The following is a 22,955-nucleotide window of genomic DNA, read 5'->3' as shown; positions in this document are numbered from 1 at the left end:
ATTAGGCTACCTCCTTCGTTGACCCATTATATGGAAGTCTTTGTTTTCTTCTCTCTAAATATTTAATCATTTGTTCGGATAACATGGAAACGATCCAATAAATAATTGCAATTAATAAATAAATTTCAATTTGGTTCATTCCATAATTACTGGAAATTATAATATTAGCAAGCCCCATTATATCCACTACACCGATTGCAAAAATCAAAGAGGTATCATGGATTAAATAAATAATAGCATTACCTAACCCCGGGAGCGCTATTGGGGCTACTTGTGGAATAATAATACGGTATAATTTCTTAAAAGGCGAAAATCCCAAGCTATCTGCTGCCTCATGTTGACCACGCTCTACCGCTAAATAAGCAGGGCGAACAACCTCCGACATATAGGCACCATTATAAATAATTAGAGTAATTATAGAAGCAGTCGTTGGGTTCATATCATTAATATGAATTCCCATTAATGCTAATACTACTGGTAAACCATAATAAATTAAAAATAATTGTAACAAGATTGGGGTACTTCTTGTGAAAGAGATGTACATTCCCATTATGGGGTTAAGCAACCTGACTTTCTTAATTCGAATTGCTACGACCAAAACGCTTAACAGAAAACCACATATGGTTGAAACAACAATAATTAATAATGTTATCGGAAGGACGCTTAAAAATTGGGGGAGTATCTCCAACATAAAGGTAATATCCATTTTAGTAACTCCTCCTCCCTTCCATTAATTCGCATCATTCATATTGAAATACATCTTCCCCATAGTATTTTACGGATAGCTCAGATAGTGTGCCATCTTCTTTCAATTCCGCTAGCGCTTTACTAATTTCCTCATTCAACGCTTCATTCTCTTCGGATTTATGAATCAGAAAATAAGTTGGAAATATTTTTACTGGCTCTGTTGTATGAATTTTTAACCCAGCCTGTTCAATAATTTCATTTTGACCTAAATTGGACGGTAAAACTAAAGCATCATATTTTCCAGATTCAACTTCCTTCAATCGATCCGCATAGGAAATACCACTGTCTGAAGTTTTAAATTCAATTTGGTTATCCGGATTTTCTTCATTATATTCAGTTAAAAAGTTAAAAACCCCTCCAGATGGGTTAGGCGGAGAAATATTCTTTCCAACTAAGTCTTCAAGTGTTTCAATATCTTTATTTTCTTCGTTTGTATAGATCTTCATCAAACTTGCCCCATTACTTTCGGAAGGTATTAAATATTTTTCTTCACGTTCCTCACTTAAGAACAAGCCTTGTGCGATTAAATCATATTTCCCTGTGTCTAATCCTACCTCTGCGGCACTATCCCCAACTCCTACAATATGAAACTCATAATCTTGTAATTTTTCATCTACTTTACGCAATATCTCAACTTCATAACCAGTTAGTTCACCATTCTCCGTATAACTTAACGGCTTTGCTGCAGGTGGTACGGCCACCTCAATTGTTCTAACTCCCGCTTCAGAACCTCCGTCTCCTGAAGCACCATCACTTCCACAAGCACCAAGTAGAAAAATTAAGCTCACCAATCCTATAAAAACAAATACCTTTTTCATAAAACCCACTTCTCCTTCCCTTTTTAGTTCTTTCTAGTATAAAATTGATTTAAAAATTCTCTTGTTCTCTCATTTGATGATTGGTTAAAGATTTCTGTTGGAGTCCCCTCTTCTACTATCTTTCCTTTATCCATAAAAACAACTTTTGTTGATATATTTTGCGCAAAGGACATCTCATGTGTAACTAGCACAATGGTTATTCCTGATTTGGCAACGGCTTCAATTACTTTTAAAACTTCCCCAACTAATTCGGGATCAAGAGCCGATGTTGGTTCATCAAATAGGATGACTTCGGGTTCTACAGCTAATGCCCTTGCAATACTAACTCTTTGCTGCTGGCCACCCGATAGTTGAGAAGGATAAGCATTTATTTTATCTATTAAACCAACCTTCTCCAATTCCTCCATACTTTTCTCATAGGCAGCTTTTTTTGATTTTTTTTGCACGACCATTTGCGCTTCCATCACATTCTCAATCACTGTTTTATGCTTAAAAAGATTGTACTGTTGAAATACCATCGCCGTTTTCCGACGGATTTTTAAAATATCTTTTTTCCGAATGGATTTATAGTCTAGGTGAACATCTCCTAATGTTATTTCTCCATCATCGGGTTTTTCCAAATAATTAATACATCTTAATAATGTTGTTTTACCTGTACCACTAGGACCAATTAATGTAACAACATCACCTTTGTTTACGGTTAAATTAATCCCCTTTAAAACTTGCTCATCATTAAAAGATATTTGCAGATTTTTTAATAATAGCATTTTATGTGTACTCACCTCCATAAACATTTAGTGACCCACTCAAGTTATCTTAATATGTATTCTTTACATATATTTCAATATTGTAATTTATTCTAAACACATAATTACTATCTGTCAACTTGGTTTTGATTTTTGATTAAAATATTCGCTATTATACAATTTATTGTATTAGACAAAAAGTTTGAGATTTCTTCAAAGTGGTGAAATAATAAACTATAATTCCAACTAAATTGATTAATTAACACAAAATGGAGGGATATGATGAATTTATTAAAACTAAGCAGTATGGACGAAAGAATAAATTTATTATCCAAAACAGTGAAACCTTTTAAGGAACGGGCAAAAGAACATGATGAAAATGCCAGTTTCCCTTTTGATAACTTTAATGACCTGAAATCAATTGGTTATCCAGCACTAACATTACCTAAGCAATATGGTGGGTTAGGAATCTCATTATATGAAATGCTAAGATATCAAGAAATAATTGGAAAAGCAGACGGTTCGACAGCCCTTTCCATCGGTTGGCATATGGGCATTATGAAACACCTTGGTGAAACCCAAGCATGGGATGAAAATAAGTATGCTTCGGTAGCTCAAGATGTGCTTAAGTCAGGTGCATTACTTAATAATGCTGCATCTGAACCAGCTACCGGAAGTCCTACACGCGGTGGCCAACCCGAAACGTATGCAACAAAAGATAGTTCAGGATGGACAATTAACGGTCGTAAAACATTCACAACACTATCTCCAATTTTAAGTTATTTTGTTGTTAGTGCTTCAATTGATGGTACGGATGAGGTAGGGAATTTCTTAATCAAACGAGAGAGAAAAGGAGTGAAAGTAGATGAAACCTGGGACTCTATCGCAATGCGTGGTTCAGGAAGTCATGACTTAGTATTAGAGAACGTTCATGTAGACGAAGATGATCTTGTACAAAAGTTAACTCCAGGTAAGAAAAAACCTGCTGGATGGCTATTACATATACCTGCATGCTATCTTGGAATCGCACAAGCTGCACAAGAGTCTGCCATTACATTTGCTACAACATATTCACCGAATAGCATTAAAGGCACCATATCGGAATTGCCAAATATTAAGCAAAAAATAGGTGAGATGGAACTTCTGATTTTAGAATCTAAAAACTTCCTTTATTCGATTGCCAATAAGTGGGATGAAAGTGATGAGGTTACAAGATTAACGATGGGACCCGAATTGGGTGCCGTTAAATTATCAGTTGTTAATAAAGCTTTGGAAGTAGTTGACTTAGCGATGAGAATTGTTGGTGCAAGAAGCTTATCACAAAAAAGTGATCTCCAACGTTATTATCGTGATGTACGTGCTGGTTTACACAATCCACCGATGGACGATATGATTATTATGCAGCTTGCTGGAAAATCTATCTCTGATAAGGTCGAATAAATGCCAAAAACCAATCCCCGGTTTCCAAACCGGGGATTTAACAAAATTTATTTGAGTTGTACCTCTATCTCCATTTCATTTAAAAAGTACCTTTATTTAACCTTCGTTGCAATTCTTTTACTACTAATGAAGATGGTCTGCTTAAGGCGCCGTCAACCGGGGTACCGAGATATCTTTGTAATTTTCGTATGGTCTCTGGTCCTAAATAACCATCTGCATTAGCACCAATTTTCTTCTGTAACGCTTTAATAACTAAACTCCCGCCAGAACCAAATGTGACACCGCCATATAACGCATTTGTCACGCTATTTCTCAACTGCTTACTTATCACACCATCTACGACTGTGCCTAATGCTTTTTGTAATGCTCTCGTAGTTGATGGACCCCATTTACCGTCTACAGTTAAATTAGCTTTAGCTTTAGGGGCAGGAGCAGTAGCTGGTTGAGATTTAGCATTAGCTTTTGTTTTAGGAGCGGGAGCAGTAACTGTTTGAGATTTAGCATTTGACTGTCCTGTTGGTTTAACTGCTGCGGTTCCTTTTTCAACATCCATTTTGAACTGTGCTCTAGAAATGCCAAAGGATGCTAGATAAGCATATGGGTCACTGTGAACTGTACCACCAATATTCCTTCTTATCCAATCGTGTGTTTTAATCCCTTTATCTGTAACCCTTGAACCAGTATCTAACTTTATCGGTATTCCTGCATCATTAGCAAGCTTTCGTAATAACCATACATATGCAGCGTAATCTTTTTTAAACGTTTCTATATTATTTGTTCTCGCTAATTCTACTTGAGCATAAGCATAGGGATTGGCTTTCGGACCAGCTCCATACTGTAATCTACCCACTTCAGCTACTTGAACAATTCTTCCTCCACCGCCAACCCAATGGGAAACAAAAGCGTTTTTCCAATTTCTAGTCATGAAATTAACTTCTCTTTCCAAAGAACCTGGTGTGACATTGCTAGGATTACCAGAATCATGAGCAACTATAAAGTTAGGAGCGATTAAACTTCTTTGGTTTAGCCCCGGGATGATTTTCTTCTGAATATTATAAGGCATTCAAATCCTCCCTCCTTTACTATATATCTATTTTTTCGCAATCCTTTTCGATTGGTCGAATAAACCACTTCTGAGAAATCCAATCATTAGCCCGTACATAATTTTTTTAATAAGTTTCCCTTGAAAAAAAATATCCCTGCTACTAAGCCAAGTAACAGGGACATAACGAATAGGTAAAAAAATAAAAGTCGTTTAACCATCAAAAATGACAGTTAAACGACTTTTTTATAAGTATTTAATTCCGAATCATATAATCAAATGCACCTAAAGCGGCTGTTGCACCTGATCCCATGGAAATGATAATTTGTTTGTATGCACTATCTGTACAGTCACCTGCTGCAAAGATTCCAGGAACATTTGTAGCGCCTGTCTTATCTACAACAATTTGACCGAATTTATTAAGTTCAACTTCACTATCTTTAAGGAATCCTGTACTTGGCACTAAACCAATTTGTACGAATACTCCTTCTAACTCAATATGATGTTCTTCCTCTGTTTCACGGTCTACATAACTAATACCGTTTACTGTTTCATCACCTGTAATTTCTTTTGTTGCTGCGTTTTTGATAACAGTAACATTAGGTAGACTGTAAAGACGATCTTGAAGTACGGAGTCTGCTTTAAGCTCTGGTAAAAATTCTAGTACCGTAACATGTTTGACAATACCCGCTAAGTCAATTGCAGCTTCGATACCAGAATTACCTCCACCAACAACAGCTACATGTTTACCTTCAAATAACGGACCATCACAGTGCGGGCAGTAGGCAACCCCTTTAGTTTCATATTCTTTTTCACCTGGGACACCTATGTTACGCCACTTAGCTCCTGTTGAAAGGATAGCCGTTTTACTTTTCAGAACAGCTCCATTTTCCAATTCTACTTCAACGAAATTATCTTTCTTCTCGATGTTTTTAACCGTTTGTAGATTCATTATATCAACATCGTATTCTTTCACATGTTCTTCAAGGCTAGCAGCGAGTTTCGTTCCTTCTGTATGTTTTACACTAATAAAGTTCTCAATAGCTGCTGTGTCTAGGATTTGGCCACCGAAACGTTCAGCGACAATACCTGTACGAATTCCTTTACGTGCGGCATAAATCGCAGCACTAGCTCCAGCTGGGCCACCACCTATAACAAGCACATCAAATGGATCTTTATTTTCTAACTCTGATGCATCCGGACCACTACCAAGTTTGGCAAGAATCTCTTCAAGTTCCATACGTCCATTACCGAAGGATTCCCCATTTAAGAAGATGGTTGGCACTCCCATGATGTTTTTACTATCTACTTCGTCTTTGAAAGCTCCACCCTCAATCATGGTGTGAGATATGTTAGGGTTTAGAACACTCATAATGTTTAGTGCTTGTACCACAACAGGACATTTTTCACAGCTAAGGCTGACATATGTTTCAAAATGATATTCGTCTTCAATTGCTTTAATTTGGTCAATTACTTTTTGTTCTACTTTTGGTGTACGGCCACTTACTTGAAGTAATGCTAACACAAGTGAAGTAAATTCATGACCTAACGGAACACCAGCAAAAGTAATTCCAGTGTCTTCCCCAATACGATTCACACTGAAGCTTGGCGTTCTTTCTAGTTGTGTATGTTCTATTTTTATTTTAGTAGAGATAGTAGCTAATTCATCTATTAGTTCGAGCATTTCTCTAGATACTTTATCAGAACCAAAGCTAACTTTTAGTAAAATATCATTTTCTAAAAGGCCTAGATACTGCTCTAACTGTTGTTTTATTTCTGCATCTAACATATTATAATCGCTCTCCCCTTAGATTTTACCTACTAAATCAAGACTTGGCTTAAGAGTTTCTTCTCCTTCTTTCCATTTAGCTGGGCAAACTTCACCAGGATTGTTACGTACATATTGAGCGGCTTTGATTTTATCAATAAGAACAGATGCGTCACGACCAATTCCTTCAGCATTGATTTCAACTGCTTGAATAACGCCATCTGGATCGATAATGAATGTTCCACGATCGGCACGGCCTTCTTCTTCTACTAATACTTCAAACATACGAGAGATTTGATGAGAAGGGTCACCAATCATAGCGTAAGTGATTTTACCAATTGCTTCTGAATGGTCATGCCAAGCTTTATGTGTAAAGTGAGTATCAGTTGATACGGAGAATACTTCTACACCTAGCTCTTGTAATTTTGGATATTCGTTTTGAAGGTCTTCTAATTCTGTTGGGCAAACGAAAGTAAAGTCTGCTGGATAGAAACAAACAACACTCCAATGTCCTTTAAAATCTTGTTCAGAAACTTCAATGAAATCTCCGTTTTTATAAGCTTGTGCTTTGAATGGTTCAATTTCTTTTCCAATTAATGCCATAGTTATATCCTCCTAAATATTTATTTATAATAATTTTAATTCAATACTTATTATTGTATATATTTGCCATTTAGTCAACTTATTAGGTTGCAATATTTTTGAACAATATCGTAATAATAACGGAATTTTCTCTCAATAATAATATTATCATTTACATATAAACAGAATAGATGCTATTTTTTTATTCTTTCTTTTTTTGTCTTATCTTTCCTACTATCAGAATAACCAACGGAAGACATAGTCCCATTGTAGCTGCGAAAAACACCCAATAATACGCAATCATTTCTTGATAATAAATAATATTCGGGTAAGATATTAACCCAAGAATAATCAGTATAAAACTTAATGGAGTAGAAAGGGTTGAGACATTTTTCAACTTAAAAAAGTGGCTAAAGCCTAAGGAAAGAACATAAAAGTTTACAGTAATTTTAAAAAAGATTGTGAAGAACCAAGCAATTGCAACCAAAATCTCGATTCGTTCTAAGAAATTGGCAATACTAATTTTTTTACCTAAAATATATGTCGGATAAACTTGTCTGCCGGTAAATTCAGCTCCTAATACAGCTAAACACATAAGAGTAATTAGCAATATCATAAAAGAAGCAACTATCGTGCCAATATAAAATCCCTTTTTAGCTTTTTTAAAGGCATTAACATATGGAATAATAGCGAGAAATACAATGAGTTCGAAATACGGGATTCCTAAAGTTGGAATGACGGTAGCAAATGCTGCACTCGCTCTATCTTCCAGAATTGGTTTAATCTTAGTAAAATCTGCTTCAGGAGATACTAAAACTATTAACAAAATTAACGAAACAATAGCATAAGGAAAAAAGATTTCACAACTTCTACCAATCACTTCTAGACCTAATTTTATTCCATATAAACTAGTTAAGGCAAAAAGTAACATAATAAATTGAATCGGAGTATCTACCATAATTTGAGTCGTCATAAAGTCACCAATTTGTCGTAAATTGGTTGCAGTAAGAAATAACATAAAGAATAAAAACAGTAAAATGACGACTTTACCAATAAATTTTCCCAATGCGAATTCCATTAATTCAAATAAATTCTTCTTTTCATCCATTGATGAAACTCGGATTAATAAAAAAACAATGCCAACCCCAATGATGGATGAGATAATGCATGTAATCCAAGCATCCATACTCGCATAATACGCGGTTAAGGATGGGTTTACAATAATACTTGTCCCTAAAGAATACATAAAAACTAATAACATGAATTGTCTGGCACTAATTCTTCCTTTTTCTAGCAATATTACACCATCCATTCTTAGCTCATTATGTGACCTTTTACAAATAACTTTCCAGTAATTTCCGTAAAGGGGTGGCTAGCGGTTCATAAATCCATTTCCATCCCTCTGTTGGATTTAGAAGAGGGACATCAAGGATATAGAGAAGAGTAAGACTAAAGGCAATAACAGAAAAAACGAGATGAAATATTTTATCTTTCATGGAATTTGAATCTTTTTTTATTAAATATTTATCCAGTTTAAAAATCAATCCAGCTAAAATGATAATGAATATTGCCTTAACCACTTTACTCCTCCTCTTGATCCATATTACCTTCTATTTCTTCAAAAAAGGATTGATTGGTCGTCCCAGTTCTTCTGATTTGAACATCCACATTTATATCCACTTCTAATTGATCTGAAAAGACTTCATCCCATTCATCCTCAACTGTTTTCCAGTATTTAAAATTACTCATTTTAAACTTTTCGCCAAAACCAAATAGATCTACACCCATTTCCTGTATTTCTTTAATACTATCTCTCGTAGTTTTTTCTATATCTTTTTCATGCTTTTTCTCTAACTTGGTAATTTCATTTGGATCGGTTAGGTCTACCGTACAAGATACATCCGCTATATTAGATTCAACTCTTATATTCACTTCCATTTTCGGAGTATCACCTTTAACTTTCGCTTTCTTCTCCACTTTGGTCTTAAACACTTCTAGACTCAAGTCCCCGTTTTTTCCACAAGGAATGGTAGTTACCGTACTTTGAACCTTACCGTTAATGTTGTTTACCGTTCTTGTTTGGGCCTCAGTTAACCAATCCACCAATTTATCATTTCGAAATGCACCTTCGTTATATGTTTCAATCCTCGTATATGGTAAAGATTTCTCTAAGTTAGTTAGTTTGGAACCAACCTCTGGGTCGTCAGTAATACTAAGTCCTGTAATGCTAGCCTCTTTCCCTTTGGAAGTAATAGAAGAAACTAAATCATCAATGTTTACGGAAGTAACCCCCGCCCAAATTTTTTCAGAGGTTTTGATCATCCCCCATATATTATTTCCAGGAATTTGTTCAAGAGGAGTTAAAATTTTCAACACGTCTTCCGCTGCGTAATCCTTGGCTACTGCGAAGAAGAAGTCAGTCCTCATCTCATGATCTCGCGAAAGAAAGTCTAATACTCCTCCAATCCCTTCTCTTGCAAATTCCTCTCCAAAAATAACAATTCGTAAATGACTTAAATATATTTTTCTAGGGGCAATACTAGTTAATCTTCTGATTGCTTCTATTAATGTATTTCCAGTTTCTGTGTACGTATTAACAGCAGGTTGAGTCGTTCCCGTATCCCCAGCAATTTCACCTGGGTTTAATATTTGTACGGTTACTTTATATTTATCATCTTCTTTATCAATACCTAGTATCGTGACAATCGATATATCGGTTAATTCTTTGGAATCCCAACAACCGGATAAAATTATGATCATGAATAGGATGATGCTAATTGGAATCATTCGCTTCAATGTCACTCACCATCACTTTCTATTTGGCGAAGGTTTATCCGTGTTTTCTCGAACAATATTTTTTTGATTCATTAATCTAGGCCTCGTACTTAATCTATATAACGGCAAACGAATAAAAGCATCTTTTTGATCTTGTAAAATCAATGGCCCCATTGGAGATAAGTATGGGATTCCAAAGGAGCGCAAACTCGCCAAATGCATAACCATAATAATCACTCCAATAATGATGCCAAGTAATCCAAACATTGCCGCTAAAGTCATAAAAGGGAATCGCAATAACCGAATAGAACTTGATAAATCAGGACTAGGAAAAACAAAACTACTAATAGCGGTTAATGATACAACAATAACCATCGCTGACGAAACAATACCTGCCTCTACAGCAGCTTGTCCTAACACCAAAGCCCCCACAATTGAAATAGCAGACCCTACCGCTCTGGGCATTCGTGTACCAGCCTCACGTAAAATATCGAACGTAATCTCCATGATTAAGGCCTCTACGAATGCTGGAAATGGGACCCCTTCCCTTTGTGCCGCTAAACTAATTAACAGTTGATTAGGAATCATTTCTTGGTGAAATGTTGTTAAGGCAATATATATAGATGGTGTTAACAGAGCTAAGAAAAATCCCAAATAACGTAATAGTCGTAAGAGCGAGCCAATATCCGCTCGTTGATAATAATCTTCACTAGATTGAAAAAAGTCTACTATGAACGTAGGAACAAGTAATACAAAGGGAGTACCATCCACAATGATTGCTACTTTTCCTTCAAGTAACCCCCCACAAATCGCATCCGGCCTTTCCGTATTGTACACCGTTGGAAACGGGGAATGGGGGTAATCCTGTATGTATTCTTCGATATAACCACTTTCCAAAATAGCATCCGCATCAATTGCATCTAACCGCTTTTTTACTTCTTTAACAATCTTGTCACTGACAATGCCGTTCATATAACAGATAGCGACGTCTGTTTGTGTTTTTTTCCCAATGACTTTACTTTCGATCCAGAGATTCGGATCTTTAATTCTCCTACGAATAAGGGAGGTATTCGTTCTTAACGTTTCAGTGAAACCTTCTTTCGGTCCTCTTATAACCGTTGTAGAGGATGATTCTTCTACTGATCTCGATTCATAGTCTTTTGAACCAATAGCAAAAGCTGTTTCATACCCATCCATTAAAATAATCGAATCCCCAGCAAGAATAAAACTAAATAGCTCTTGATAATCCTTACACTCCTCCACCTCACTATTCGCTAACGTTTGATCTTTCATCACTTTAAAAAGATCACTCTCTTGAGGATTAACTTTTGGCTTTATCCATTTTGCCTTTTTCCGTACATTTCCTTGATTTGGGGATGATCCCTTTCCGGAGCTATCTGCATTATTTCCAGTTGGTAAATCAGTTAGACGTAAATCAATCATCAATGTTTCCGTAATATAATCTGAAATGAACATTTTACTAGCCATGCCATCCATATAAAGTAAAGCAACCTTTACTAGTTGAGTCGAACCGATTTTAAATTCCCTTACTACAAAATCCGAGCTATTCCCAAGTATAGACTTCACATTTTCAATCGTTTGATCAATGTCTTTATGTAAGGGAGTAGCCAAATCTGAAGGTATATTCTCTACTTCCATTGGTTCTTTCTTCTTACTTAACCATTTCCTCATATACCAAAAGCTCCTAATCAAGATAATAATTTGTATATTATCTTTCCAAAATGTTGAATAATTATGTAAAGCACAAGGAAGGAATTGACGTTGGGTAGAAAACGGGTTTCATTTACTGAATATCGGGATTCACGTGATGGGTATCGGGATTTGGACCCGGGATATCAGCACTCATACAAGAGATTTCGGCGTTCGCAATCGGGATATCAGCAGCTCATACAAGAGATTTCGGCGTTCGCACTCGGGATATCAAGATTCATACGAGAGATTTCAGCATTCAAACTCAGAATATCAGCATTCATGTACATAAGAAAAACCCGAATATCAGACACTTTTTATCGGTGTCCATTATTCGGGTTTCATTCTTCACCATATCAATAAAAACTCTTTTTCTAACATCTATAATTTAATTATTATCCTACTAGACTCTCCTTTTGCCAACATATCAAATCCTTCATTTATTTGATCCAGCTCGATCATGTCACTCATTAGCTTATCTACAGGTAAACGCCCTTGTTTCAATAAGTTAATGAATTTCGGAATATCCCTTTTCGGGACACAACTACCTACATAGGAACCTTTCAAAGTTCTCTCTTCCGCAGTTAAACTCACATATGGAAACGAGAAATGGTGTTTTGGATCTGGTAGTCCTGTTGTTACGGTGGTACCGCCACGTTTCGTAATTCCGTAGGCTACTTCCATTGCGGGAACGGCTCCAGCAGTTTCAAAGCTATATTCCACTCCTCCACCCGTTGCTTCACGTACTTTTTCAATTACATCCATATCTGTGGAATTAAATGTATCCGTCGCTCCCAATTCTTTAGCAAATTCCAATTTAGAGTCATTAATATCAATGGCAATGATTCGTTCCGCACCTGCAGCAATAGCACCGATAAGCGCACTTAAACCAACTCCCCCTAAACCGACAACCGCAACTGTACTCCCTAGTTTAATATTTGCAGTATTAATTATCGCTCCTACCCCCGTAATGACAGCGCATCCAAATAAGGCTACTTTTTCAAAAGAAATATCCTTGTCCACCTTAATCAAGGAATTCCTAGATACAACCGCATATTCAGAAAATGCCGAAACACCTAAATGATGATTGATTTTTCCTTCCGCATTATGTAAACGTATATCACCGTTTAACAGTGTACCTTCCATGTTAGATTTTGCTCCTTCTTCACATAAAGCTAGGCGCCCTTCTTGACATGGTAGACAGTGACCACAGCTAGGAACAAATACACATACTATGTGATCGCCAACCTCTAAATCATCAACCCCTTCCCCTACTTGCTCTACAATTCCAGATGCCTCGTGTCCTAAAGCCATTGGCAGTGGTCTAGGTCGACTCCCATTCACAACAGATAAATCGGAATGACAGAGACTAGCAGCTTTTATTTTAATAAGCACTTCCCCATGCCCGGGTGGATCAAGATTAAGCGTTTCTATTTGAATAGGTTTACTTTCTGCATATGGTAATTCCTTCCCCATTTCACGTAATACAGCTGTTCTTACTTTCATATTGGCAATCTCCCCTTATAAAACGTTTTCGTTATTCTTGTATTAAGTGCTCTTCTAGTTGCAGTCTAATGTCATCTGGTATTGGTTCTGTGGCTTGCTTTTTACGATTAAAATTGACATATACAGCTCTTCCTTTTACACAGAGTTCTTCATTTTGAAACATCTCTTCATACAAAGTAAAACTAGAATTCCCAATTTTCTCGACGTGCGTTTTTATAATTACATCTCTTCCGTAATAAATTTGTTTCAAATAGTCCACGTTCATGTTTAAAATAATACAACGCCAATCTTCAAAACTTAAATCACTAGTAAACATTTTGAAAATTTCATTTCTGCCGGCTTCGAACCATATGGGGATGGTTGTATTATTGATATGACCTACACCATCTGTTTCACTGACGCGTGGGGTGATGATAGTTTTTAGCAAGACATCTGCCCCTCTCCCTTTCATTTTGATTCTATTATATTATAACACATTGGAATAGGAATTTTCATACTATTACTTCAACCTGCTAAGAAATAAATGACTTCCCCATTTTATTCCACCTTAGACGATAATGCTCCGAGTTTATTCATATATGATTAATTCTTATGGAATGGTTTTTTTAATCTTGTTCACAATATATTTAGGCACTTATTAAATACATTATTTAGAAACGGAGGATTTCACATGCATGATGTTTTGGAAGTAATCCTTAGAAGTATCGGCGCCTTCTGCTTATTATTGATAAGGGCTAAAATTTTAGGAAAACAAACCATTTCAAAAATGACCACTTTCGATTTTGTTGCCTCGATATCACTAGGTGCAATTGCAAAAGACATTAATAAAGATGATGCAGCCTTATGTAAAACGTTCTGTAAGGAAAAATGGGGATAGGCAACCTATGCACTATCTCCATCTCACCTACATTTCACCATTTACATGTTCTTTTATCTTTCTTACATTATCCGATCACTTCACCTCAAAACGCTTTTGGAAAAACTCCCCCCTTTTCCACTTTTCTATTAATTAGCAAGCTCCTTTTCACTTGCGTAAACAACTCTTCCATCCATTATTGTCATAGTCACTTCTGTTTCTGGTATCGTTTCGATTGAATTTTCAAATAAATTTTTATTTAAGACAACCATATCTGCTAATTTCCCTTCCTCAATGGTGCCCAGCTCGTTTTCCCTAAATGAGCCATATGCGGGAGTTGTGGTATATGCCTTGATAGCCTGCGCAAGACTTATCTTTTCAGATTCCTCCCATGACTGACCATTTAAATCTATTCTTTTCATTGCATGATAAATTCCTAATAAAGGATTTAAAGGTGCTACTGGGAAATCCGTTCCAAAAGTGATAGTAGCTTCTGTATCCATAATCGTCTTTACAGGAAAATATAAAGGCTGTTGTTGTTCACTTATTCTGCTTGTATATGCTTCCTTAGGCATTAAGGCAACATGGGATGGCTGAAATGATGCAATTACCCCTAGTTCTCGGAAACGTTGAACATCATCTCGATGGAGTACCTCTACATGTTCTATGACGTGTCTAGCATCTCTTTGACCGTTTTCTCTTTTAGCTTCCTCAAAGGCGTCCAATGCTAAGCGGACAGCTCCATTTCCAATCGCATGAAATCTAATTTGAAATCCATGCTTATCTGCCTGTTTAACCAATTGTTTGATTTCCTCAGGCTCCTTCGTAAGATCCCCCGCCGTCTCTGGACGATCTTTATAACTATCAAGTAAATAAGCCGTGTGACTAGTAACGACGCCATCAATAAATTGCTTAAGTCCGGAAAAAGTTAATTTATCTGACTGATATTTTTCTTTTAATCTATTTGCCTCTTCCATATCCTTTTGTAATTCTGGATAAAAATGAATGCGAGTCGTTAGAATTCCCTGTTCTTCAAGTTGGGAGTACACTTTTACATCCTCTTCCTGTTTCGGCCCAATATTTCCACCAAACAAATCATTAACGGATGTAACCCCGTATTTTGCTGCCTCCTTGAGCAGGCCTTTAATCAATGACACTCTTTTTTCTTCTGAAAACCGGTAAGCAAATTCTGTCACATAACCAACCGCATCTTCAAACAAAAGTCCGGTTAACTCACCTTTTTCATCTTTTCCTATTTTACCGTAATCCGGGTCAGGTGTATCTTTCGTTATTCCGCAAACTTCAATTGCTTTGCTATTGATCCAAGCATAATGAACTTCTGCATTAAACAGGATAACTGGGCGGTCCGGAATATATCTATCCAATACCTCCTTATGTGGTAATTCTTTATGTTGCCAACTGGTATGATCCCAGCCAAGGCCGATAATCCACTCCTCATTCGGTCTCGATTCCGCATATGCTGCTGTCATTTTAACAGCTTCTTCTGCCGACTCTGAATCATGTAAATGAACCATATCATTTTGTACTAAACTACCCATCATAAAATGAACATGGAAATCCTGAAATCCGGGAACAATTAGCTCATCCCCGAACTGATGGACAATAGTTTGTTCTCCAATCATTGGCTGTATTTCCTCTAAAGTACCTACAGCAGCAATTTTATTATTAATAATGGCAATGGATGCCTTTTCAGTTGTCTCTTGCAATCCGGTAAATACATGATTACTAGAAAGAACTAAATCCGCTTTCACCATAATATCCCTCCTTGAATTTTAAACTACCTCATCATCGATTTGATCAATCGAAAGCTCTGGTGGCTTCTTGGTAAACATCTTCGTAATAATCAATAGCAACACAACGCCGATAGCAAACCAACCTAGCCCTAATAGAAATGCATGTTGATCCAAACTGGTCCAAATCCACGCTGTAAAGGCCGCACCAATAAGTGGTAATATTAAATATTTCACTGTGTCCATTCCTGTTCGCCGTTTGCCTTTGATATAATAATGAACAACTACAGATAAGTTAACAAACGTAAAGGCGACTAATGCCCCAAAGTTAATAAGAGAAGATGCTTGCACTAAATCAACAAACAGTGCAGATAAGGTGAATACGCTTACAATTAGTAAGTTTAAAGCCGGTGTACGAAACTTTGGATGAATATAACCAAATATTTTCCTCGGTAATACACCATCCCGCCCCATCGCATATAGAAGTCGTGACACACTCGCATGAGAAGATAAACCAGAAGCTATACCACCTGTAATATAACCCGCTAAAAAGATAGACTGAAATAGATTCCCGCCAATATAAAACGCAATTTCTAATGCAGCAGAATCTGCATCTTGGAAAGAACCAAAGTTAGGAAATACAATGTGACTGACATAAGAAACTAATATAAAAAATCCTCCACCAATCATCGCGATTAAGAATATAGCTTTCGGTAGCGTCCTTTTAGGATCCACAGTCTCCTCTGCAAATGTTGTAACGGCATCAAAGCCAAGAAAAGACAAGCATAATATCGAAGCCCCTGCCATTACCAATTCAAATGGAACTTCTCCATTTACAAAAGGGGAACTCATAAATAAAGTACCTGAACCCAGACCATTCATAACACCTCTAACGGATAAGATGGAAAACAGGACAATAATAAGAAACTGACAAGAGATGAGAAGGATATTCACTTTTGTTGCTATTTTGACACCAACAATATTGACTACCGTTATGAGAGAAACAAAAGCAATTAACCAGACAGGAAACGGTACTTGTGGGAAATAGGCGCTTAAATAAATACCTATTAATAACCCATTAATCATAGGAAGGAATAGGTAATCTAAAAGAATAACCCATCCCACTATGAAGCCAACATGCGAATTAAATGCCTTTTGTGAATAAGTATAGGCGGAACCAGAGATTGGAAAAGCCTTTACCATCTGACCATAACTATAAGCGGTAAACAACATCCCAATTAGCGCAACAATATATGCTGCAGGCACCATTCCTCTTGTTATTTCAGCAACAACACCATATGTGGAAAATACAGTGGTTGGTGCCATATACGCTAAACCGAATACAATCAACGGGAAGACAGTTAATGTACGTTTAAGTTTCACATCCATATATCATTCAGCCCTTCTAAAATAAATCATGATTTTACTGTTATTTCCTTTTCTACCGCTTCTTCCGTTTTAATTTGATAAAGATCACTTCTCCTGTCATGTAAAGGAGTGACCATACCATTTAAACGATTTCGTCGCAATAACTCCAGATCCACTTTTCCAACCACCATTGTTTCCACGTTAGGATCACACTCGCTAACCACACCATTCTCCGATAAATCATAATCAATTGGCGAATAAATTCCAGATTGTGCATTTTGACTATTCATATGATGCACTTGCGTTAGATTTCCTGTAGCACCAGCCGTAACGACAAAAACCTGATTTTCTATAGCTCTTGCTTGTGCACAGAGTTTCATTCTTAATGATTCTTGTTTATCAGAGGCCGTGAATGGTGTAACCAAGATATCTGCTCCACGGTCTACTGCCATTCGAGCTACTTCAGGAAACAGTACATCGTATCCTAAGAGGATGCTAATTTGCCCACAATCCGTATCAAATACGTTTAATTCATTCCCAGGATGGATGCCCCACCACTTTTTCTCATAAGGAGAAATATGCAGTTTGTACTGTTTATCTACCTTCCCGTTTCGATGAAATAAAAAAGCTGCATGGTAAAGGGAATCATCTTTTTGAACAAAGTTAGAGCCCGCAACAATGTTAATACTGTAACGAATAGCCAAATCAGAAAAGAGTTCTTTATATTCATCGAGGTACGATGTTAATTGACGTACCTGTTTACTTGGGACCTTTTCATTAAGGTAAGATTGAAGCTGCATGGTAAATGCCTCAGGAAAAACAATGATGTCGGAACGTATTTTCGAACTGGCATTCACATAGTACTCACACTGAGCAGCAAATTCCTCAAAGGATGAAATCGGATTCAGATTGTATTGAACCGCCGTAATTCGTACTGGTAAAGATTTTTGATACCTTTGATTCGTATCCGCAATATATTCTGGATTTTTCCATTCCATCAATGTGGCATATTCCAATGATGCCTCATCTTTAGCTAAATAGTTTGGCATTACTTTTATTAGTTCAAAATCATTCATTAACTGAAAGGTTAGTACAGGATCATATAAATTCCGTTTGATTACCTGTTCCACATATTGTTCCGCGGTGAGGCTATTCGCATAATTATGATAATTCGGTATACGTCCCCCAAACAAAATACTCTTCAAATTAAACTTACGGCAAATTTCCCGCCGCGCCTCATACAAGCGGCGTCCGATTTTCATATGTCGGTAATCAGGATGAACAACGACTTCAATTCCGTATAAATTTTCCCCATTTGGATTGTGATTGCGGATAAAACCATCATCCGCAATCTGACTAAACGTATGATTCACCCCATAATCATCAAAATTTACAATAATACTGGAACAAGAGCCAATGATCTCGCCTTCATATTCAATACACACTTGACCTTCTGGAAAAATCGACAGTTGGCTTTCAAAATGTTCCCGTTTAAATGCTATTTCAGGATTTCCAAAGCCAAGCTGATTCATTTTTATAATACCTTCTATATCTTCATATCTTGTGTTTCGTACAATCAATTTTTTCTCAAATTCTGCAGTGTCTTCATTTGCCATGTGTCCTCTTCACTCCTTTAAAAATGCATTCCTCTTCCTCTGTCTTATTTTGTATTTACTGAAACAAGTTTCTCTTCCAAATAATCATCAAGGCCATACTTTCCGCCTTCTCTCCCCATACCACTTTCCTTCACTCCGCCAAATGGCGCTTGGACAGTAATAGGTGCAGCATCATTAATCCCTACAATCCCGTATTCAAGTTCTTCCATCATACGGAATCCACGACTTAAATCTTTCGTAAAGCAATAACCTGCCAAACCATAGGTAACGTGATTGGCCTTTTCAATCACTTCTTCTTCGGTTTTAAATGTAAAGATAGGCGCTACAGGACCAAATGTTTCCTCCTCTGCTATCTTCATCGATTCAGTGGCACCTTGAATTACCGTTGGTTCATAAAAATATCCTTGACCCTCATGATTCGAATAAACTTTTCCGCCACTTAACACCTTGCCGCCATGGTTAACAGCATCTTGGACATGGGTTTCTACTTTCTCCAAAGCGTGCTTATTAATGAGTGGACCAACATCTGTACCTTCTTCCATTCCGTTACCAACCTGTAGATGTGCTACTTTTTCAGCAAGTCTTTTGCCGAATTCCTCTGCAATATTTTCTGCAACATAAACCCGATTCGTACTGATACATGTTTGACCAGCATTTCTGAATTTTGATGCCAATACACCATCTACCGCCATTTCAATGTCCGCATCTTCAAATACGATTAAAGGGGCATGACCTCCCAATTCCATGGATACTTTCTTGACTGTGCCAGCACTGTCACGAAGTAGTTTTTTTCCAACAGCTGTTGAGCCTGTAAATGTAATTTTTCGAACATCCGGATTACTGGTCATTTCTGCACCAATCTCTTCTGCTGGCCCGATCACAAGATTCACTACACCTTTTGGTATACCGGCCTCATGAAAGCATTCAAAAACCTTAATTGCTGATAGTGGCGTAGCTGGTGCTGGTTTTAAAACGACAGTACATCCTGCTGCAAGAGCTGGTGCAAGCTTACGCGTAATCATCGAAAACGGAAAATTCCAAGGTGTGATTGCTGCTGCAACCCCGACTGGCTGGCGAAGTACTAAAATACGCTTGTCAGGATGGGAAGCAGGAACTGTGTCTCCATAAACTCTTTTTGCCTCTTCGGCATACCATTCTAAGTACTTGATCCCACTAATTACTTCCCCTGTAGCATCTACTAATGGTTTTCCATTTTCTTTCGTAATGGTTTCTGCTAATTCATCTTGACGTTCTTTCATCAGCTCTACAACCTTCGCGAGATATTCACCTCGTTTTTCACCAGTTTCTTTCTTCCATGATTTAAATGCCTCTTTTGCTGATTGAATGGCTTCCTTTGTTTCCTTTTGTCCTACGGATGCAACTGCTTCTATTACTTCACCTGTTGCAGGGTTGATTACATCTATTGTTTGATTGGACTCTCTCCACGCTCCATTGATATAGACCATTTCTCTTCACCTCACAAAATTTCTTCAAATTGACTTTCTGAAGGTTTTCCAACACATAAGAACATTTTTCGTTTTGATAGATTCATAATAATCGAGAAGACCGTTTCCATTTGTCGGTGTTCTGGCGCCATATGATTTGGAAAATGATTGATGGAATTTGGCTTATTGTATGTGTCTGCTAGCCAAGTTTTAAATAATTCCTCATCAAGTGATTGATTTGAAGCTCTCGCTATTTGAATCAGCTGCTCCGCTCGAAACTTACGCAGCATGGAATCGTCCTGCCGAAATTCATTCATATCTTTTAAGTGTTCTTTGACAACGTTCGAACAAATATGATTTGTATGTACCAATGTACCATTATTATCTGTCACATAATCCATTCCAAATGGGGATACTTCTCCATTTACAGCCATTCCATTTCCATTACCGTCATCACTTCCAATTAAAAAACTAGCGGCAGAAGCCATTTGTTCTCCTTTTATTTTTGAAATTGCCTCCGGTAACGAATGAGAATTCAGAACCGCACGTAAACCCAAATGAATTGGAATGGCGTCAGATTTTTTATCGGTTATCAAGGCATTAAAACAAACCCCAACACCTGCAGAGTTAAAGCCAATTTTTCCAATAATGCCGCCTTCCGTTACCATTTTTATGCTAGGTTTATTTTCACTGTGGATGTCCAATAGCAGCAAGCTTTCCTTCTGACGACCTTTCCAATCCCAGTTTTGTCCAATGATGGTCTCGGATGCTGCTGGTGGCATAACTCCAATTGCCGTACAACCATCAGAAAAGGAGGTTCCCTTATATCCAGCAAGAGCGATTTCACTGCGCGCATTGAGAGCAAGAATATCCTCAAAGTCTACCCCCGCACCAATTGCAATCCCTTCCATTTCTTCTATCATTTCTGCATCATAGCTTTCAATCGCCTTTAAATGCGGTAGTGCTCGTTCTCTGGCTTCTTTCCAGCTAATTCCCTGATAACCATGGAACAATTTTTCATAGGTTTCAAGACTTTGAAAGACTTGTTCCTTCCCCTCGCTCCCATGTGCTTTTCCTATTTCTTTTGAAGACCCTCGAAGTTCTAGTCGTTTAATCATGGTTCACTCCTCTTTCTTTCATAATGGGAAGAATGATTCATTCCTCCCATCTATAATCTTTAACCTAATTTTTTCACAAATGCTGTAATCGAATCATCAATAATTCCAATCATCTCTTCTATTTCCTGTTTATTAATAATGAGTGGTGGTGCTATAGCAATGATTTCTCGGTGCGACCCCAAAGTACGTAGAATCAATTTACGGTCGAAACATTCATCCACCACTACCGTTGCTGGTTGAACAGCGTCATCAAATAATTTATTAGTTTCTGGATCCTCATATAGCTCAATAGCTGCTAATAGGCCGAGTGATCTCGTATTTGTCACATGCTTATGCTTATCTTCTAAATAGCGGAATCCATCTTTCAGCACTTTTTCCATTGCCTGAACATGCTCAATGATATGGTCTCGTTCAAGTATTTCAATATTTTTCAAGGCAACTGCACATGCTGTTGGATGCCCGCTATACGTGAATCCATGACTTAATACTCCATCATACTGTACGAGCGTATTGCGAATTTCATCACGTAACATCACGCCGCCTAATTGCGAATAGCCGCTTGAAATCCCTTTAGCCATACTCATTAGGTCTGGAACTACATCCCAATGATCTACTGCAAACATCTTTCCTGTACGGCCAAAGCCACAAATCACTTCATCTGCAATCATCAAAATACCAAATTCGTCACAAAGCTTGCGAACTGCTTGAATGTAACCTTCTGGTGGTATATGAACCCCGCCAGACCCTTGTACTGGTTCCAAGATGACGGCCGCAATTGTATCCGCACCTTCTTTTTCTATAATACCTCGAATGGAACCTTCATAATTCGGATCACTCTTATCCCCTAACTCACAGTTAGTAAGATGCGCTTTCGCATGGTACACCTCACCAATATTAGACCCGGCAAAATTATGAAATGCAGGAATGCCCGTAGCAGTTTGCGCTGCAAACGTTACACCGTGATATGCATTATGAAGAGCTATAATTTTTCTCTTAGATGGCTTCCCTTTTAATTCCCAGTAAAATCTAGACAATTTGAAGGCGGTATCATTTGATTCTGATCCACCTGAAGTATAAAAGACTGAGTTTAAATCCCCTGGAGCAATTTCTGCCAACTTCTTTGAAAGTTCAATTGCAGGCTCATTGGAATATCCTTTAAACGAAGAAGAATAAGCCATGTTCATCATTTGATCATAAGCTGCTTGAGCAAGTTCTTTATTTCCATGTCCTAAATTCACGTTCCATAACATTGCTAGACCATCTAAATATCTTTCTCCATCTGTACTTGTAGCATAAACACCATTGCCACTTGAAAAAATAAGAGGCGATCCATCTGTAGCTTGGGCTTTTGCTGAAGTAGTTGGATGGATATAATGTTTCTTATCCCATTCTACTAATCTAGCCGTTTTATCTGTTGTAGTTTGTATATTTCTAGTAGTCATAATATAAAAACCTCCCAATTTTTATTGCTTGATAAAGTCCATCTCACATTTATATATGCAAAAACTATGCCAACAGAAGGTGTTTTTTCTTTAAAACCTTCTCAAATACCAATTAATTGGTATTTAAAAACTTTTTCTTTTAAAAAACATGCCTTTTCCTACTATTATAAATACTCTTTATTATGTAAAAATGCATACCATTATGCAGTGAAGCATAACGGTATG

General features: G+C 37.2%; 19 protein-coding genes and 1 pseudogene. 2 read left to right on the top strand and 18 right to left on the bottom strand.

The annotated features are described in order from the left end of the window. Position 1: 1 nt before the first annotated feature. From KM885_RS08510 to KM885_RS08500, 3 genes are read right to left on the bottom strand one after another with little or no spacing between them, the layout of a single operon-like run. Positions 2-706: an amino acid ABC transporter permease gene (locus KM885_RS08510; RefSeq protein ID WP_047186228.1), complete on the bottom strand. Its 705-nt coding sequence runs from the start codon at positions 704-706 to the stop codon at positions 2-4. A 34-nt stretch (positions 707-740) separates the two neighbouring features. Beyond that, positions 741-1,565: a transporter substrate-binding domain-containing protein gene (locus KM885_RS08505; RefSeq protein ID WP_084824108.1), complete on the bottom strand. Its 825-nt coding sequence runs from the start codon at positions 1,563-1,565 to the stop codon at positions 741-743. A gap of 23 nt (positions 1,566-1,588) precedes the next feature. Continuing rightward, positions 1,589-2,332 (bottom strand): amino acid ABC transporter ATP-binding protein, encoded by a 744-nt coding sequence (locus tag KM885_RS08500; protein ID WP_047186229.1) that lies wholly within the window; start codon positions 2,330-2,332, stop codon positions 1,589-1,591. 261 nt (positions 2,333-2,593) lie between these two features. Here KM885_RS08500 and KM885_RS08495 point away from each other — a divergent pair, with 261 nt between their 5' ends. Next, positions 2,594-3,751: an acyl-CoA dehydrogenase family protein gene (locus KM885_RS08495; RefSeq protein ID WP_204798579.1), complete on the top strand. Its 1,158-nt coding sequence runs from the start codon at positions 2,594-2,596 to the stop codon at positions 3,749-3,751. A 79-nt stretch (positions 3,752-3,830) separates the two neighbouring features. Here the strand turns inward: KM885_RS08495 and KM885_RS08490 are convergent, their stop codons facing one another. The 9 genes from KM885_RS08490 to KM885_RS08450 form a co-directional block, all read right to left on the bottom strand. Then, positions 3,831-4,814: a peptidoglycan-binding domain-containing protein gene (locus tag KM885_RS08490; RefSeq protein ID WP_052771779.1), complete on the bottom strand. Its 984-nt coding sequence runs from the start codon at positions 4,812-4,814 to the stop codon at positions 3,831-3,833. Between the two features lie 235 nt (positions 4,815-5,049). Further along, on the bottom strand, positions 5,050-6,582 hold the full coding sequence (gene ahpF / locus KM885_RS08485; protein ID WP_204798581.1) for an alkyl hydroperoxide reductase subunit F: 1,533 nt from the start codon (positions 6,580-6,582) through the stop codon (positions 5,050-5,052). 18 nt (positions 6,583-6,600) lie between these two features. Then, positions 6,601-7,164, bottom strand: coding sequence for an alkyl hydroperoxide reductase subunit C (ahpC, locus tag KM885_RS08480; RefSeq protein ID WP_047186232.1), 564 nt, complete (start codon positions 7,162-7,164; stop codon positions 6,601-6,603). A 181-nt stretch (positions 7,165-7,345) separates the two neighbouring features. After that, a complete protein-coding gene (locus tag KM885_RS08475) occupies positions 7,346-8,440 on the bottom strand; it encodes a GerAB/ArcD/ProY family transporter (RefSeq protein ID WP_047186254.1) in 1,095 nt (364 codons plus the stop codon). Positions 8,441-8,477: 37 nt separating this feature from the next. Next, positions 8,478-8,723, bottom strand: a complete 246-nt coding sequence (locus KM885_RS08470) for a hypothetical protein (protein WP_204798582.1) — start codon at positions 8,721-8,723, stop codon at positions 8,478-8,480. 1 nt (position 8,724) lies between these two features. Beyond that, positions 8,725-9,930: a Ger(x)C family spore germination protein gene (locus KM885_RS08465; RefSeq protein WP_244986957.1), complete on the bottom strand. Its 1,206-nt coding sequence runs from the start codon at positions 9,928-9,930 to the stop codon at positions 8,725-8,727. Positions 9,931-9,951: 21 nt separating this feature from the next. Continuing rightward, positions 9,952-11,610 (bottom strand): spore germination protein, encoded by a 1,659-nt coding sequence (locus KM885_RS08460; protein ID WP_204798584.1) that lies wholly within the window; start codon positions 11,608-11,610, stop codon positions 9,952-9,954. Positions 11,611-12,009: 399 nt separating this feature from the next. Next, positions 12,010-13,134, bottom strand: a complete 1,125-nt coding sequence (locus KM885_RS08455) for a zinc-dependent alcohol dehydrogenase family protein (RefSeq protein WP_204798585.1) — start codon at positions 13,132-13,134, stop codon at positions 12,010-12,012. Positions 13,135-13,165: 31 nt separating this feature from the next. Continuing rightward, positions 13,166-13,561 carry an acyl-CoA thioesterase gene (locus tag KM885_RS08450; RefSeq protein WP_204798586.1) on the bottom strand — a complete coding sequence of 132 codons (396 nt, stop codon included), beginning with the start codon at positions 13,559-13,561 and terminating at the stop codon, positions 13,166-13,168. A 243-nt stretch (positions 13,562-13,804) separates the two neighbouring features. Here KM885_RS08450 and KM885_RS08445 point away from each other — a divergent pair. Continuing rightward, positions 13,805-13,948, top strand: a pseudogene (locus tag KM885_RS08445) (DUF421 domain-containing protein); the annotation flags it as partial. Positions 13,949-14,139: 191 nt separating this feature from the next. Here KM885_RS08445 and KM885_RS08440 read toward each other — a convergent pair. Genes KM885_RS08440 through KM885_RS08415 form a run of 6 tightly spaced genes read right to left on the bottom strand, consistent with a single transcriptional unit; the run spans position 14,140 to position 22,730 of the window. Next, positions 14,140-15,765 carry an amidohydrolase gene (locus tag KM885_RS08440; protein ID WP_204798587.1) on the bottom strand — a complete coding sequence of 542 codons (1,626 nt, stop codon included), beginning with the start codon at positions 15,763-15,765 and terminating at the stop codon, positions 14,140-14,142. A gap of 18 nt (positions 15,766-15,783) precedes the next feature. After that, on the bottom strand, positions 15,784-17,130 hold the full coding sequence (locus KM885_RS08435) for an APC family permease (protein ID WP_204798588.1): 1,347 nt from the start codon (positions 17,128-17,130) through the stop codon (positions 15,784-15,786). 26 nt (positions 17,131-17,156) lie between these two features. After that, on the bottom strand, positions 17,157-18,725 hold the full coding sequence (locus tag KM885_RS08430; RefSeq protein WP_216883781.1) for a bifunctional GNAT family N-acetyltransferase/carbon-nitrogen hydrolase family protein: 1,569 nt from the start codon (positions 18,723-18,725) through the stop codon (positions 17,157-17,159). Between the two features lie 44 nt (positions 18,726-18,769). Further along, positions 18,770-20,191, bottom strand: coding sequence for an NAD-dependent succinate-semialdehyde dehydrogenase (locus tag KM885_RS08425; RefSeq protein ID WP_216883780.1), 1,422 nt, complete (start codon positions 20,189-20,191; stop codon positions 18,770-18,772). 11 nt (positions 20,192-20,202) lie between these two features. Beyond that, complete coding sequence (locus KM885_RS08420; RefSeq protein WP_204798591.1) at positions 20,203-21,288, bottom strand: C45 family autoproteolytic acyltransferase/hydrolase; 1,086 nt, start codon at positions 21,286-21,288, stop codon at positions 20,203-20,205. 59 nt (positions 21,289-21,347) lie between these two features. After that, positions 21,348-22,730 (bottom strand): aminotransferase family protein, encoded by a 1,383-nt coding sequence (locus KM885_RS08415; RefSeq protein WP_216883779.1) that lies wholly within the window; start codon positions 22,728-22,730, stop codon positions 21,348-21,350. Between the last annotated feature and the right edge of the window lie 225 nt (positions 22,731-22,955).

Source organism: Oceanobacillus caeni (assembly GCF_019037185.1).
GTDB lineage: Bacteria > Bacillota > Bacilli > Bacillales > Amphibacillaceae > Oceanobacillus > Oceanobacillus caeni.
The sequence above is the reverse complement of the archived record's forward strand: the minus strand, read 5'-3'. Positions and strand labels throughout refer to the sequence as shown.